This is a genomic window from Shewanella sp. NIFS-20-20, assembly GCF_019209865.1.
GTDB lineage: Bacteria > Pseudomonadota > Gammaproteobacteria > Enterobacterales > Shewanellaceae > Shewanella.
Window position 1 is genome coordinate 15,257 of sequence record NZ_JAHUTT010000047.1, and the last position, 16,232, is coordinate 31,488.

The following is a 16,232-nucleotide window of genomic DNA, read 5'->3' on the forward strand; positions in this document are numbered from 1 at the left end:
CTCTCCTTGATCTGCCCCTAAGAATTATCCACTGAGCACAATACTCGGGACGTATACCAATTGTAGGTCAGTTTTGGGGGATGATCGCCGTAGCCTGCTGTGATAGCATCTGCGCAGTTGATTTGAGCTAGGCCAAATGCATGATTTTAATGATCGATAACTATGATTCCTTTACCTTCAATCTGGTGCAATATTTTCAGCAGTTAGGGCAAGAGGTATTGGTCAAGCGCAACAATGAGATCACCTTAGCCGAAATTGAAGCGTTAGCGCCAACCCACTTAGTCATCTCACCTGGGCCATGTACGCCATCCGATGCCGGCATATCGCTGGCTGCGATTGCCCATTTTGCCGGTAAAATACCGCTATTAGGGGTTTGTCTGGGCCATCAAGCCATAGGCCAAGTGTTTGGTGCCAATGTCGTGCGCGCCAAGCGGGTGATGCACGGTAAAACCAGCATCATTGAGCATAATGGCCGCGGATTATTCCACCAACTAACACCAAAGTTACGGGTAACCCGGTATCACTCGTTATTAATTGACCAAATTCCCGCGGGCTTCACCCTCGATGCTTGGTTCGATGACGAGATCCACGGCCGTGAAATTATGGCCATGAGTAATTCAGCTAAAATGTTGTATTCTGTGCAATTTCACCCAGAGTCTATCATGACAGACCAAGGGCTCGAACTCTTGGCTAACTTTTTAAACTTATCTAACTAACCCGCCAGCACCTTCTGTTAACCTTGTTATCTGTGATATAACAACAGCCTAAAAGGAGCCTTTATCGGCGATAACAACAATAAAGAGAAGGAAATGTCATGAAATCCCTGCTACGACATGTTGCACTTAGTGCAGTGGCTGTTGCCGTACTCAGTGGTTGTGGTTTGTCAGCGGTCTCAACCCAGCCTCAAGTATCAGTTAATCCAGAGGTTAACCAGACCCTGACACAGCCGCCAGTGGCCGATGCCCCGCTCACCTTGCAACAAATCATGGCCAATCCGGATTGGATGGGCATTTTAGCGCAGCGCCCGTATTTTAGTGCTGACAGTAACACCATTTATTTTGAACGCCAGCCAAGTCAAGCCGCAGTGGCAGAGCGCTTTAGCGTAAACCTTGCAACCAATGCAATCACGCCTTTGGCTATCAATGCATTTCATCAAGCGCCAAAAGATGTGCACAATAGCCCAAATGGTCATTATCAGGCTTATTTGCATCAGGGTAACTTGATGGTGAAGCGACAGAGTGACAATCGCTTAATCCCAATGATTACCCCTGCCAATGCCATTGACGGCATACGCTTTCTCAACAACAACACCTTGGCTTATTGGCAGCAAGATCAGATCCATGCGATAGATTTGGCCGACGGCACCACGACACTACTGGCAAATCTTCAATGGCAAGATGCTCCTAAGGATATCCAAGAGCCCAGCAGTTATATTGCCAAGCAACAGCACCGCTTGATCAAATATGTCGCTGACGAGCACCAACGCACCAAAGATAAAGCCGCCCATAAAGCGCAGTTGCAGGCACAAGATCCAGTTTTAGCCCCCAAGCCTTGGTATTTGGGGGATAATAAACGCCTCGTGGACATGAGCCTATCCCCAGACGGCCAATATGTGGTCTTGGCAGTGACCGCTAAGGATGCCAGTTGGCGTCAAGAGCACGACATCATGCCAAATTACCTCGGCAAAGATGGTTATGTTGAGGCAGTACCTGTGCGGGCACGAGTGGCAGAAGCGCAACCACCTGGCCAAGAATTTATCTTGCTCGATTTAAATAACCACAAGCAAATCCCGATCACCATTGAAGGCTTAACCGGTTATGATGCCGACGTGTTAGCCAGTGTTAAAGCTGAAAATGCCAAAGCCAAAGGCGACAGCTACCACAGTGAAAAACAGGTGCGAAACGTGCAACTGATGCAAGACTGGGGCTGGGATCAAAGTGCCATTCAATGGCATGACAGCGAGCCGAAACTGGCTCTGATGATTGAGGCACAAGACAATAAGGATCGTTGGCTGGCCACGGTCGATCTTAAGCGCGGCAAGCTGATCACTCAAGATAGACTGCATGATGATGCTTGGATTAATTATGACTACAACCAATTTGGTTGGATCCCAGCGACAGACAGCCTCTATTTCTTGTCCGAAAAAACCGGTTACTCCCAGTTATATATCAAGCCGCTATCTGGCACGGCCAAAGCCTTAACCCAAGGCGACTATGTGGTGAGTGATGTCAGCTTAAGCCCTGACAACCAATACCTATACTACAAAGCCAACAAGACTCATCCGGGGATTTACAATGTGTATCGTGTCAACATTGCTACCGGCCTAGATGAAGCGGTCACCGACTGGGACGGTAATTTAGATTATCAACTCAGCCCTGACGGTCAATCATTGCTATTAACCGCATCGCGCCGTACCGAGCCTAATGAGCTGTATTTACAACCCATTGGCGGTGAGCTGCGCCAACTGACTGATTTCACCAGTGCTGAATTCAAAGCCTATCCATGGCAAGCACCGCAGGTAGTGGCAGTGCCTTCAAGTCATGGCGCTAACGATATTTATGCGCGGGTGTATTTACCTCAAGGGTATGATGCTAGCCAAGCGGACAAGTATCCCGCCGTGATATTTAATCATGGCGCCGGTTACTTACAAAATGCCGACTATGGTTTTTCAGGGTATTTCCGCGAATTCATGTTCCATAACTTATTAGCCCAGCAAGGCTACGTGGTCATGGACATGGATTACCGCGGTTCTAAAGGCTATGGTCGCGATTGGCGCACCGCCATTTACCGACAAATGGGCCACCCAGAAGTTGAGGATCTCAGTGACGGGGTAAAATGGATGCAGGCGAATGCCAATGTCGATGCCGCTAAAGTTGGCACCTATGGCGGTTCTTACGGTGGTTTCTTAACCTTTATGGCCTTGTTTACCCAGCCTGAGCTATTCCAAGCTGGCGCCGCACTGCGGCCAGTGACCGATTGGGCTCATTATAATGCACCTTATACTTCTAATATTCTTAACACCCCTGATGTTGATCCTCTCGCCTACGAGCGCAGCTCGCCGATTGAACATGCTGAGGGCTTACAAAAGCCACTGCTGATCATGACTGGGGTATTAGATGACAACGTGTTTTTCCAAGATAGCGTGCGCTTAGTGCAGCGCTTAATTGAACTCGAAAAACCCATGTTCGAAACCGCCATTTACCCAGTGGAGCCCCACGGCTTTAAACAGCCATCCAGCTGGTTAGACGAATACCGCCGCATTTATGCACTATTTGAAGACAATCTAAAATAGAATAAAGCCCCGCAAGGGGCTTTTTTTTGGTATTCGAAATGAGAAGTTAATGCTCAAACATTGAATTACGCTAGTAACTCGATGGCTGATAGGATTTAAGCATCAATGACTTGTGGTTAGGTGTTGGAATAAATCTGGTCTACTGTTTTTAGTGCATTTGTTTCGCAAAATAAATTCAACTTTATGATCTCCGTTGCACTTCTGGTGTTTACTCATAAATAGGTAGTTCCGCATGGGGGTTTGTCGCTGGTATTTTTATTAAAGTCGAATGATAATGCCGCCAATTACTTCTTTAGTGGTGCTTTCATCCAAGTGAAAAGGATCTTTTGAAAAAGTAGTTTGAATAGATTGTTGTAGTAAATGCTAATTTTTTCTTGTGGTTGGTGTTTAATTGTGTTTTTGCTCCTTTTTTGGTTTTTTATTCTGATGCATTGTAGTGCAATGTCACCTCTAGTTGTCATTATGTTGACATTCGGCTTGGCAGTGATTGATAATGCGCGCAATGAATCAGGGATTGATGAACAAAGGTTTTACACTTGACCCAAATCACTCCACATTTCGCTCGGGATGAGTTCATATCAAGTCACGACTGCATTTGAGCTAACAGGGATCTTCAACGAGATATTTAAAACACCTGTTTATTATTTTAAGCCTTAGCATATTCTCAACGCCGCAATTTTACATTCGGCTGGAGATGTTGGCGTTAATCTCCCAATCCACAATTTGGTATTTGAATTGCGCGAAATGCGTAATGCTTGTTGTCACCAAGCCTCACTTGGCTGTAGATGTAATTAGCCGTCCTCGGTGGTACCTCCAAGTAGATAGTAGTTGGCAGTTCAATCATGCGGCATTACAACCTCAAAGTTGCAATGTCCCTGCGGTAGCCATGCTTTTTTTTTGAATCCTTGGTGAGTTATCAACAATACACTGATTGTTTTTTAACTTTCATGCGTCTAACTTTGCCATTGTTCTTCTTCGTGGAGTGCAACGGTCGGTGGCCTCCGTGCTGCAACGCTTTGGATTTTTAAACACTCAAAGTTAACAGTGCGCTCACCACAGAGAACAGCGAGAAAAGATCACATACACAAAGCCTTTAATAGAGTGCTTTTGCTTGTGCGGTTGTTGCTCGTCACTTGCGGTGAAGCAAGTTGTTCCGAAAAATACGCCACTCCGGCAGTTCAGTCATTCGCTAACGTAATTTGTTGCAAGAATGTGTAATATATACATTATTTAAGTACATGCGGTGTTATGCCTACTTCTAATCCAGAATCAAATGCGCGAGCTAGCCGTCCACCAAGTCGAAGCCATTGGCAAATCATGTGCGATGTGGTTTTTGCCTTAATTATTCGCGAGCTAAAAACCCGTTTTGGCAGTAACCGCCTAGGCTACTTTTGGGCCTTAGTAGAACCGATGGCGCAAGCGGGTATTATGGCGCTAATGTTTTCCTTGATTGGTCGCAATAGCTTATCTGGCATACCTGTGGCCATGTTTATGCTGGTGGCGATTTTACCTTTTAAATTATTCAGCAAATTATTGCCGCAATTAACCGCCGCGATAGAAGCCAACAAAGGTCTGCTCAGTTATCGCCAAGTGACTGCTATGGACCCGATTATAAGTCGGGTGCTCATTGAGGTGGTGACTTTTGTGATTGTCTACTGCTTACTGATGGCGATTATGGCTTGGTTGGGCTTTGATGTGCTGCCAGCCGACCCACTGGGGTTATTGGCGGTGAGTAGCCTGACTGTGGTGATGTCCGTTGGCCTTGGGCTAATGCTGTGTAGTGCCGTGACCTACTGGAAAGACACCAGCAAGCTGGTGGGCATGATCATGATGCCAATGATGATTATTTCGGGCGTGATGTTTTGTGCCACCATGATCCCGCCAAAATATTGGTACTTATTTGAGTGGAACCCAGTGTTTCATATTACCGAATTAAGCCGCGCCGCCTATTTTAGTGCGTATGTGACTCCCATTGGCGACTTTCAATACTTGAGCCTGTGGGCCGTAGCCAGTTTTAGTTTAGGGTTAATGACTTTTCAAATTAACCGCCAACGGTTTATTACTTCATGATCCACTTTGATAACGTCAGTAAATTTTATACCACCAAGCAAGGGCGCCACTATGTGTTTAAGTCGCTCAATGTATCACTGCCTACCGATAAAAATATTGCCATTTTGGGCCCCAATGGTGTCGGCAAATCGACCTTAATCCGCATGATGGGCGGCGCCGATATGCCCAACAGCGGTAAAATTTGGTCACCCCAAAATATCTCTTGGCCGCTTGGGCTTCAGGGTGGTTTACAAGGCTCTATGACAGCGCGTGAAAATGTGCGCTTTGTGGCTCGTATCCATGGCTATAAAGACACCAAACCGATAGAGCAGCGGGTGATAGACTTTGCTGAAATCGGTAAGTTTTTCGATGAGCCAGTTAAAAACTATTCTAGCGGCATGCGCTCACGCATTACTTTTGGCCTCACCATGGCCTTTGATTTTGACTTTGATGTGTTACTGATTGACGAGCTTGGCGCAGTGGGTGATGCCAATTTTCGTAAAAAAAGTGAGCAACTACTGCTGAGTAAATATCAAAGCACCAAGTTAGTCATGGTCAATCATTCACTGAGTAGCCTTAAAAAATTCTGCCAAGCAGGTGTGGTGATTAAAAATCAAAACCTGTGTTATTACGATGAGTTAGATGATGCCATCCAAGAGTACCAAAGTACCTATGTCAAAAATTGAACGCCCGGTTGCCGATGAGCAGCATTTAAGCCCAATGCAGCGAAAGCTGCGCAAATTTAAGCGCGATCCAAAGTTATTTCTGGTCGACTCTAAAGCTTATGTTGGCACCCGAAAGACCTTGTACCTCACCTGGGCAAAACTCGGCTCGTTTATTTTAGTCTTGTTGGCCTCATTATTAGTGGTGGTGTACTACTCAGTTATTGCCTCACCGCGCTATACCAGTCAAACCCAGTTTGTGGTTAAGCAAGCCGATGATAACCAGCTAGCCATACCTGGGCTGGCTGCTATTGGCGCGGCATCGCCTGCAACCCGTGACGCGCTAATTATTCAAAAATACATTTTGTCATCTGAAATGGCGCTGGCACTGGATAAATCAGTCGGTTTAAAAGCCCACTTTGAACAGCCGCAATGGGATGCGTTAAGTCGCCTTAAAGCCAACAGCACTCAAGAAGAATATCTTGAGTACTATCAGCAACGAATTTCAGTCATTTATGATGAAATGTCTGAAATAGTGCTGGTTGAAGTGCAAAGTTTTGATGCTGATTATTCATTGCTGCTGGCTAACAGCTTGCTTGAGCTAAGCGAGACCTTTATTAATCAGCTCGGGCTGAAGATGGCCAAGCAGCAATTGAGTTATGCTGAAACGGAAGTTGAGCGGGCGCATAACATACTCAAGCAACAGCAAGTTAAACTGATTGCGTTTCAAGATACGCACCAATTGCTCAGCCCTGAAACCCAAAGTGGTGCCTTGCTCAGCGCAGTGCATCAGTTGGAGGCAGAGCTGATTAGCCAGCAGACCGAATTAAAAGGGCTACAAGCCTATATGCGAGCCGACACTGCCGAAGTGCGTGCCTTGCAATACCGTATTGATGCCTTAACAGAGCAGTTGCAGCAAGAGCAAAGCAAGCTTACCAGCAAAGATCAGGCGTCACTTAATAAATTGGGCGCCGACTTTAAAGAGATAGAGCTTAATGCCAAGTTAGGCGCCGACCTGTATGCGTCGGCCTTAACCAGTTTAGAGCTGGTGCGCTCTGAGGCTTATAAGAAGCTCAAGCATTTATTGATAGTTGAATATCCAAGGCTCGCCGAAGAAGATACCTATCCCAAACGTGGTTATAGCATCATCACTTGGTTTGCGGTGCTGCTATTGATTTACTTTATTGGTCGTCTCGCGGTCGCCGTGATCAAAGAACACAGAGAATAATTTATGCGTATGTCTACTTTTACCGCGGCCTTACGGCCTTGGTTCATCGCACCTTTAGTGGTGATGCCGCTGCTGTTTACCAGCAGCGCCGAAGCTGCTGTATCGTTAACCCAAGACGCCAATGCCGAACAAGTGGCCAGCATGGCTGACGCTAAAAACGGGCTGCCACGTTATGGCAGTTGGCTGTTTAATGGCGGTTTTAGCCAGTATTCATTTTCTGCCACTAACCCAGACTATCGCATTACCCAAGGCGATAAGTTACTGGTGCAGGTGTGGGGCGGTATTGACTATCAAGCCGAAGTCACTGTTGACCCTCAAGGGAATATTTTTATCCCTAAAGTGGGCCCGATTAAGGTGATGGGCATTAGCAATAACCAGCTCAATAAGGTCATTCTTAATAGTGTTAAGCGGGTGTATAAGTCTAACGTTGAAGTGTATGCCTCCTTAATGTCGAGCCAAACCGTCAAGGTGTTTTTATCTGGCATGGTCAGTCAGCCTGGCTTGTATGAAGGCCAAAGCGCCGACAGCGTATTGCGCTTTATCGATCAGGCTGGCGGCATTCGCAATGATATTGGCAGCTATCGCAACATTCAGGTCAAGCGTGGTAATAAGTTGCTGCAAAACATCGATTTGTATCAATTTTTACAATTCGGCACCATGCCGGCACTGCAGCTGCAAGATGGCGATGTCATTTTTATCGGCCCTAAGCAAGGCGAGATTAGCATTGAGGGTAAAGTCGGCTTTCAGGGCTTATATGAACTTAAGCCCAGCGGTAATCAAGCCAATCCGTTAAAGCCAATACTCGATGCAGTCGTGGCCGATGAGCAAGCCACCCATATCACCATAGTGGCGGCAGAGCTAGATAACAGCCCTGAGCTAGATAACAGCCCTGAGCTAGATAACAGCCCTGAGCTAGATAAAACACATAGCAAAGGGCCTATAAAAGGCGGTAATCGCCAAGTTAATGCGCTGCAGTATTCGATTAATCAAGCTGGCAATATTCAAGTCAGCCCCGGTGCCATCGTTAAAGTGTCGGCGCAACTTAGGGCCAACTCGATTAGCATCGATTTAATTGGTGAGCATAACTCAGCCCAAGAAATGGTATTACCCTGGGGGGCAAGCCTGCAAGACTTGCTAAGTAACACTGAATTTACGCGGTTATCTAATCAAGGTGCGGTGCAGTTATTTCGCCAATCAGTGGCCGACAGGCAATACGACATGCTGCAAGCCTCATTATCTAACCTTGAGCAATCGGTATTAACCACCCGCTCTAACACCAAAGAGGCCGCCGAGCTGCGCTTAGCCGAGGGGGAAGTTATCCTCAAATGGATTGAAAAAGCGCGCCAAGTCAAACCTAAAGGTCAGGTATTACTCAGTGCCGACAGTGATTTAAGTCAAATCATCCTGCAGCAGGGCGATACCATAGTGATCCCCGCCAAGCGTAATTTAGTCATCATTCACGGTGAGGTCATGTTCCCCACCGCGATTGCTTACAGCAATGAGATGAATGCTGAAGACTTTATTGCTAAAGCGGGAGGTGCTAACCGCGATATCGATGACATGAATATTTTAGTGATGAAACCTAATGGCAGCTTTATCACTGCTAATGAGGTGCTGACTAAAGAGAGCATCATCGAGCCCGGTGATGAAATCTTTGTGTTATCAAAGCCTGATGAAAAGAGCATGCAGTTTGCTAAAGATATTACTCAAATTATCTTCCAAATCGCCATGTCAGCTGCGGTGGTGTTGTCGATATAACCATCGCAACCGAAAAAGCGATCTACCACAGAGGCCACAGAGAACACAGAGGTCACAGAGAAAAGCAGAAGCAACAACTGCTCTTGGTCTTACCCTCCGTGTCCTCTGAGAAGCGAAGCGCTCCGTGGTCCAAAGTTTTTAAGCCCTTAAGAAAACCCCATCTCGAGCTAACAACTCAGTGCTAATCCGCAGACAGCCAACCTATGAAAGTTAAACAGTTCAAACACAGAAAGTCGAAATCCATGACGCAACAAGTTCAAGTTACAGCTCAGGTTCAACTTCAAAAGGATATTGATATGACAGAGCCATCTCACACAATCACAACATCTGAACATCACCTGCCAACCCTGTCGTCCAAAGTCATGTTCTGGCGTCCAAGATACTTGTCTGAGTCTCAGTGGTTGCAGCATATTCCATTCTATTTTTGGTTGGCGGAGGTATTGCAGCCAAAAACTGTGGTCGAACCTAACCTCAACAGCGCAGTAGGTTATTTCGCCATTTGTCAGGCTGTGGATAAGCTGAATTTGGACAGCTTCACTTACGCTGCATTTGGCAAAGAGTGTGATGTCAATAAAGTCACAGCTTATAACCACGATCATTATCGCGAGTTTTCTCATCTGTCTGATTGGCCCGAGCAGGAATTTATCAACGAGTTCGACGATGCCAGCATCGACCTGCTGCTGCTCAAGCATGACAGCCCGATGCTGGCCTCTGAAGCCGGGCGAGCCGAATTGCAGAAGAAGCTGACAGATAACGCTGTCGTACTTATTCATGGCAGCAAGCTCAGTAATGTTCGCAAGCTGTGTAGCTTTTTACGTAAAACCTATCCGTCATTTGAGCTCACTCAGGGCCAGGGGGTGCTTTTACTTTGCATGGGTAAGCAAATCCCGGAGCGTCTAGAGCTACTTATCAATCAGGCCAAAGATGTCAGCGCTCAGCGTTTGATTCAGAACATCTATGGTCGCTTGGGCAGTGCCAATGAAGATGCCTGGCAGCGTCAGGTGTATGAGCGCCGGGTTCATGAGCTAACTACCGAGTTACAAGCGCAAACTCACAACATCCAGCAAATTCAGGGTGCCAAGCAGGCCATGGCTGAAACGCTGGCTAAGGCAAACGATGAGATTGCGTCGGCAAAAGCGCACCAAGCTCAGCTGGCAGAGCAGTTAACTGCCTTGGGTGAAGAAACCGCAGCCAATCGCGAGCAGAAGCAGCAGCTCGAGCAAGAGAAAGCCAGGTTAGATAAAGAATTGCTGGAACTGAAGCAAAGTCGTCAACTGGCGGCCAATGATGTTGCCAAACTGCAGCAAGACATAGACGCCCGCTTTGATGAACTGGCCAAGCTGACGCAGATGCTGGTTGATGCAGAGCACAGACTGGAAACCTTGCAGCAGGACAATCAAGCACTGCGTGAACAACTGAATCAATCCAGAGTCGAGCTGGAAAAGGCCAGAGCTGAAGCAAGCGCCAGCAAACAGCAGTTGAGCGAAACCAGTACACAACTGAATGCCAGGCTAACTCAACAGCAAGCTGACAACAGTCGTTTGAAAGACTCCCTCAATCAAGCACAAAAGCAGGCTTCCGAAGCGACCGCGAAGGCTAAAGAGCAGGCTGATGAATTACACATTACCAAGCGTAAATTGAGTGAACTGCAAGTTGAGCATGACAAGCAGATGGCTGAAAAAATGCAGGAGCTGAGTACCGTCAAAAATCAGTTAGCCGCCGCCAATAACGCGTTGAAAAAGCAACAAGAGCTGAATGCGCTGCTGGAGCGGGATCAACAGGTAGCCGCAGACAAGATATCTCAGCTGAAGCAATCTGAGTTGAACCTGCAGCAATCACTGAATGACAGATTCGATGAGCTGGCCACCCTGACCAATATGCTGCAGCAAAAAGAGCAGGAGTTTGAGGCAATTATCAACGAAATGCAGGCGGCGCAGTTGCTGCTAACCCAGCCGCCAGCCAGCGCCGTTAGCGACAAACTCAAAAACAGCTATAAAGCCGCCAAACAACGACGCGCCAAAGCCCGCCAGTTTGCCAAAGATGTAGAGCTTATCCGTCAATCAGAACTGTTTGATGAAGCCTGGTATCTGGCTCAATACCCTGAGGCCAAAATGCACAAGCATGGTGCTGCGGGTCACTATCTGGAAAAGGCTGTGGAATTAGGGGCCAACCCGTCTGCTGCTTTTGACGGTAACTGGTACCTGCAAACCCATCAGGATGTGAAAAACTCAGGAATGAACCCATTGTTCCACTATCTCAAGTTTGGCCATAAAGAGAGCCGCCTGCTTAAGCACATTCAATTGCCGTTTTAGAAATTATTGAAGTTATTGAACACTATGCAAAGTCTGATTAAAGAAATTCAAAACAGTGGTCTGTTTGATGCCGAGTGGTATTTGAAGCAGTATCCGGATGTAGAAAAGAACAATCTCTCCCCATTAGACCACTATCTCGAATATGGTTGGAAGATGGGGCGTAATCCTTCCAGCGAGTTTGACACTAACTACTACCTAAAGAGCAACTCAGACGTAACTGCTGCAGGGATTAACCCTCTATTACATTTTATTCAAAATGGAAAAAAGGAAGGACGGATTTCAAAAACGACTCGCGTTCTTTCAGAAAACTCAGTGGTAAAAAATGAGCTAGCTCAGCTAAATCATGATTATGCCGGTAGAATAAAAAAGAATGAATTAGGCTACTTGTTAGAGTATGCGGGATTCCTGAGAAAGACAGGCTGTCTTGAAAGCTATGTAGGAGTCATAAAGTATCTGACGCTACATCATGATCAGTTTATTGAAAGACTACAAAACATTTTAAATACTCATATAAAAAATGTTCTACTTTTGACAGATGACATTGAACTACTGAGTTATTTTATAAATGAAAAGATAGAGTTGCTATTCAAGCTCGACTTTCCTAAGTCAAAGATGGCAAGTTGGCTTGAACTGCCCATTGATGTTAGTGGATACAAGCAGATAAATAAAAATGCTATATTTGATCTGCAGAACAACGACAAAATTATTGATCTTCTAATGGATAATTCTGAGTTGATGACCAAAAACATTGAGCTGAAGATGCTTATGGCTAATGGTTATGCGAGGAAGGGTGATAGTGCCAGATATGGTGCGATTGTCGGGTCATACTTAAATCAGGAAGGTTGTAACATTAACTTTAGCCTTAGGTATTTTGCAGAAAATAGTCTGTCTAAGGTTGACATTAAAGCCAAGCATGAAAAATGGACGGACTTAGGCAAAGTAAGCATTATTATGTCAGCCTATAACTCTGAAGAAACTATTGTGTATGCGATAACGTCTTTACTTAATCAAACATATAAGAATATTGAAATTCTCGTATGTGAGGATAATAGCACTGACAACACTTTGAATATTGCAAAAGCTGTTGCAGACCGTGACTCAAGGGTCAAGGTATTCAGCTCCAGCAATAATCAAGGTACATACAATATTCGGAACCATATGATTGAGCGAGCAGAAGGTAAGTATATCACCTTCCAAGACTCTGATGACTTCGCGCTACCAACCAGGATCCAGAGTCAAGTAGAAGCAATAAATAACAGTAACGCAACATTATGCTTCTGCAGATGGATCAGGATTATGCCTGATGGTCAGTTTGTCTATTTTGTTGACGGCATTCTGAAGCGGTTTTGTGTGGTATCTGCGATGGTAACAACAAAATACATGAAGAGTATTTCAAAATTCAGACAATCATTAGTTGCGGCTGATACAGAATTTTATGAGTACTGTAAAAATAGTTTACCCACAGAGCAGATAGTGCACCTTGATAACCCTCTTATTCTTGGTCTATGGGGGAGTGGGTCATTGACAAAAATGGCTAATTTAAATGCTGAGCATACAGGATATGTAGCACCCAGAAGATTAGCTTACTCTGAAATCTCTGCAAAACAGCGACTGTTAGGTGATGAAATCATCACAGATCAGATTGTTGATGGTAAGTTAAAAGAAATCAATATTTATATGCCAGAAAGTCGAGTTACGGAGTACTGATTATGATTATCGCTAATATGGCTACTTACCCCGCCAGAGAAGAGGTAATCAAAATAACGGTTCCACAAGTTGCCAAGCAGGTGGATAAACTAGTATTGTGCTTAAATGAATTTAAACATATTCCTGAGTTTTTAAAATCTATACCTAATGTAGAAGCAGTTATACCAGATGAGGATTTCAAAGACGTCGGAAAGTTCATATCTGAATATAACGCCGAAGATGATGTGTTTTATGTGGACGATGATATTATTTATCCAGATGATTATATCGAGTATAGTATGCATAAGTGGCAAAAGTACGCATCTCTCAATCCAATAATTGGTTATCATGGAGTTATTTACTCCGACTTTTTCGATGGCAATCAGAGTCACAGAAATGTTTTCACGTTTAAGCTAGGTTTAAAAACAGATAGAATGGTTAACCAATTGGGAACAGGTACAATCCACTGTAAAGGCTGGCAATGTCCTAAGCTCGACTTTATGCGTGGCTCTCAGAAATATGTAGATTTGAGATTTGCAGTACATTCTAAAAGAAGTAATTATCCGATGATTTGTGTTGAGAGGGATAAGGGTTGGATGAAGGAAATCGAAACTCTAGAGACAATATATGAAGGATTTACTAAGAAGTGGCCACCTAAAGTGACACTTGAGTCTCAGGAGATTGCCGGATACTCTAAGTTTGACTTCTCTTTGATGATGAAATTAAATGAGATAAAAAAATATGAATGTTGAACTGCTAAATAAGATAAAAAGTATTGATGTAATTGCATTAAAATATTTGGATGATGAGCAAATCAATGAGTTACAGAATGTAAAACATTCTAGTTTCGCTGATTTCGACAGTTTATATGTATTCTGTTTTTTCAAATTAATGCTCGCCAAGAAGGGAGTTAAGGAAACCATTGAGAGACTTGGTTTAATACGTCCCCAGATCAATGAGTTGCTTTATATAGAAATTGCCTCATATATTTACCTGTCTGTTGGTGAATATGAGTTGCAATTAAAATCACTTGAACTTGCTCGTGAACTTACTTTTGGTTGGGTAGAAAGGGCAAAAGTTAAATCGAACATTGCTCTTGGACATATTGATGTTGCATTGGAAATGACTAATAAGCTTGTTGAGATATCAAGTGCAAACTATGATTTTGCAATGAGTGTTTATTGGCAGCTTAATGAGTGGGAAAGATTGCATTCATTAAGTCGAAAATGTGACAGTCAATATTTAAGTGAGTTGTCTGGTTATTGTATCGACATTGGGAATGAATGTTGTGATGAAAAGTTAAAGCTATACTCACTTTTCAACTTCTATACGATTAATCAAATAGAATTGCAGAAGAAACTATTTAGTTCGAGTCGAATGGAACTTATTCCATCAATTGGTATTCAATCTGATAGATTGACGACTAAATCTCTAGAGTTATTAGGTGGCAAAGGTCAAAAGGGAATTGTTGGTGCATCTTTATCACACCTTAAGATTATTGAAGATATTGCACACCGTGATGATTATGCACTCGTAACTGAGTCTGATGCATTCCTGAGTCGACTTTGTCATGATACAAAATTTTTAGATAATGCTAACGGTAAATATGACTTCGTTCTATGTGCAAATAGGCATAATGTATTAAATGAAGAGTGCAGGGATTTTGATGGTATAGAAAATTTTCATTTTAATGGTAGAGCTTCAGGCTTTGATGGCTATTTCATAACTAATGGTTGTGCGCAAGAGGTAATGAATGCGTTTGATGGAAAACCACATAATGAACATATTGACGGAAAAATAATTCACTGGTTAGCGACAAATGGATTCCGAATTGGTGTAACAAAGCATCCAATCTTCAGCCAAGGTTTCTGTTCAACATTTTCCACAAGAGCCAGAGTTGAACTTTTTAATTGATAATATGAATGATATATGTACATTTCAGAATTATCATTCAATTGATGAATTATCTCTACAGTCAAATTGCAAGGCTTTTTCGCATTCGAACAAGAACTTCGGGGTCATAACTTCGGGGTCTAACTTCGGGGTCACAAACTTCGGGGTCCAAACTTCGCAAACTTCAAACTTCGGGGTCCAAACTTCGGGGTCACAAACTTCGGGGTCCAAACTTCCAAACTTCGGGGTCCAAACTTCCAAACTTCGGGGTCCAAACTTCGGGGTCCAAACTTCGGGGTCAGGTCTTGATTTTTGCACTTTCTCTAATCTCAACTAGATTTGTTTTATTGTTCTCTCTTTTAGGTGCAAAAAATGAGTCGGCCTTTGAGATTAGAGTTTGCTGGTGCGCTTTACCATGTGACTTCCAGAGGTAATGCGCGTAAGCCTATCTATTTGCAAGAAGATGACTTCGAGTTATTTTTGAATGTGTTATCTGATGTTTGCGAACGATACAACTGGGTAGTTCATGCCTATTGCTTGATGACCAATCATTATCACCTGCTGGTGGAGACGCCTGATGCCAACCTCAGCAAAGGAATGAGGCAATTAAATGGTGTATTTACTCAATCGATAAATCGTAAACATCATAAAGTAGGGCATTTATTCCAAGGGCGTTATAAGGCCATTTTGGTCGATAAAGATACTTACTTATTAGAATTATGCAGATACATCGTTTTAAACCCAGTAAGAGCCAAAATGGTGAATTCACCTGATGAATGGTTGTGGTCTAGTTGGCATTGCATGCTTGGTAAGACTGAAACGCCTCCTTGGTTAGCAACGGATGCTCTATTGCGCTTATTTTCTAATAATCGCCATGATGCAATTGAATCATATATTGAGTTTGTTAATTGTGGCGTAGGTAAAACGATTTGGGATGATTTACAGCATCAAATATTTTTAGGTGATGAGGCTTTTGTAGTTAGGCATCAAGCCATGCAAGATGACCTAGAAGGTGATTTACTTGAAATCCCGTTAAAACAACGCACTGCAACCCCGTTAACTCTCGATGAATACCTGTCGCAGGCAGTGGGACAACATGAGGCGATAGTTAATGCTTATGCTTCTGGTGGCTATACGCAAAAACAGATAGGTGATCATTTTGGACTGCATTACTCACAAATCAGTCGCATTATAGCAAAATTCAAGACCTGACCCTTGCACCACTCAGATACATCGTTTTAAACCCAGTAAGAGCCAAAATGGTGAATTCACCTGATGAATGGTTGTGGTCTAGTTGGCATTGCATGCTTGGTAAGACTGAAACGCCTCCTTGGTTAGCAACGGATGCTCTA

At 44.0% G+C, this 16,232-nt stretch carries 11 protein-coding genes; all 11 read left to right on the forward strand.

The window, feature by feature from the left end:
* Positions 1–140: 140 nt before the first annotated feature.
* The 11 genes from KU855_RS13990 (at position 141) to KU855_RS14040 (ending at position 16,092) form a co-directional block, all read left to right on the forward strand.
* Positions 141–716, forward strand: coding sequence for an aminodeoxychorismate/anthranilate synthase component II (locus tag KU855_RS13990; RefSeq protein WP_218530899.1), 576 nt, complete (start codon positions 141–143; stop codon positions 714–716).
* 98 nt (positions 717–814) lie between these two features.
* Entirely contained in the window at positions 815–3,292 is a 2,478-nt protein-coding gene (locus tag KU855_RS13995) for a prolyl oligopeptidase family serine peptidase (RefSeq protein ID WP_218530900.1), read from the forward strand.
* Positions 3,293–4,540: 1,248 nt separating this feature from the next.
* On the forward strand, positions 4,541–5,362 hold the full coding sequence (locus KU855_RS14000; RefSeq protein ID WP_218530901.1) for an ABC transporter permease: 822 nt from the start codon (positions 4,541–4,543) through the stop codon (positions 5,360–5,362).
* Entirely contained in the window at positions 5,359–6,027 is a 669-nt protein-coding gene (locus KU855_RS14005) for an ABC transporter ATP-binding protein (RefSeq protein ID WP_218530902.1), read from the forward strand. Before KU855_RS14000 ends, KU855_RS14005 begins: the two co-directional genes overlap by 4 nt.
* Positions 5,984–7,231, forward strand: a complete 1,248-nt coding sequence (locus KU855_RS14010) for a lipopolysaccharide biosynthesis protein (protein WP_256261043.1) — start codon at positions 5,984–5,986, stop codon at positions 7,229–7,231. The genes KU855_RS14005 and KU855_RS14010 overlap by 44 nt, the downstream gene beginning before the upstream one ends.
* 3 nt (positions 7,232–7,234) lie before the next feature.
* Entirely contained in the window at positions 7,235–8,989 is a 1,755-nt protein-coding gene (locus KU855_RS14015; RefSeq protein ID WP_256261044.1) for a polysaccharide biosynthesis/export family protein, read from the forward strand.
* A gap of 296 nt (positions 8,990–9,285) precedes the next feature.
* Positions 9,286–11,301, forward strand: coding sequence for a hypothetical protein (locus KU855_RS14020; protein WP_218530903.1), 2,016 nt, complete (start codon positions 9,286–9,288; stop codon positions 11,299–11,301).
* A 24-nt stretch (positions 11,302–11,325) separates the two neighbouring features.
* Complete coding sequence (locus tag KU855_RS14025) at positions 11,326–13,008, forward strand: glycosyltransferase family 2 protein (RefSeq protein WP_218530904.1); 1,683 nt, start codon at positions 11,326–11,328, stop codon at positions 13,006–13,008.
* A gap of 2 nt (positions 13,009–13,010) precedes the next feature.
* The gene (locus KU855_RS14030) at positions 13,011–13,739 is read left to right on the forward strand and encodes a hypothetical protein (protein ID WP_218530905.1); all 729 of its coding nucleotides are present in this window, start codon (positions 13,011–13,013) and stop codon (positions 13,737–13,739) included.
* Positions 13,729–14,901 (forward strand): hypothetical protein, encoded by a 1,173-nt coding sequence (locus KU855_RS14035; RefSeq protein WP_218530906.1) that lies wholly within the window; start codon positions 13,729–13,731, stop codon positions 14,899–14,901. The genes KU855_RS14030 and KU855_RS14035 overlap by 11 nt, the downstream gene beginning before the upstream one ends.
* 363 nt (positions 14,902–15,264) lie before the next feature.
* Entirely contained in the window at positions 15,265–16,092 is an 828-nt protein-coding gene (locus KU855_RS14040) for a transposase (RefSeq protein WP_256261045.1), read from the forward strand.
* Positions 16,093–16,232 lie beyond the last annotated feature (140 nt).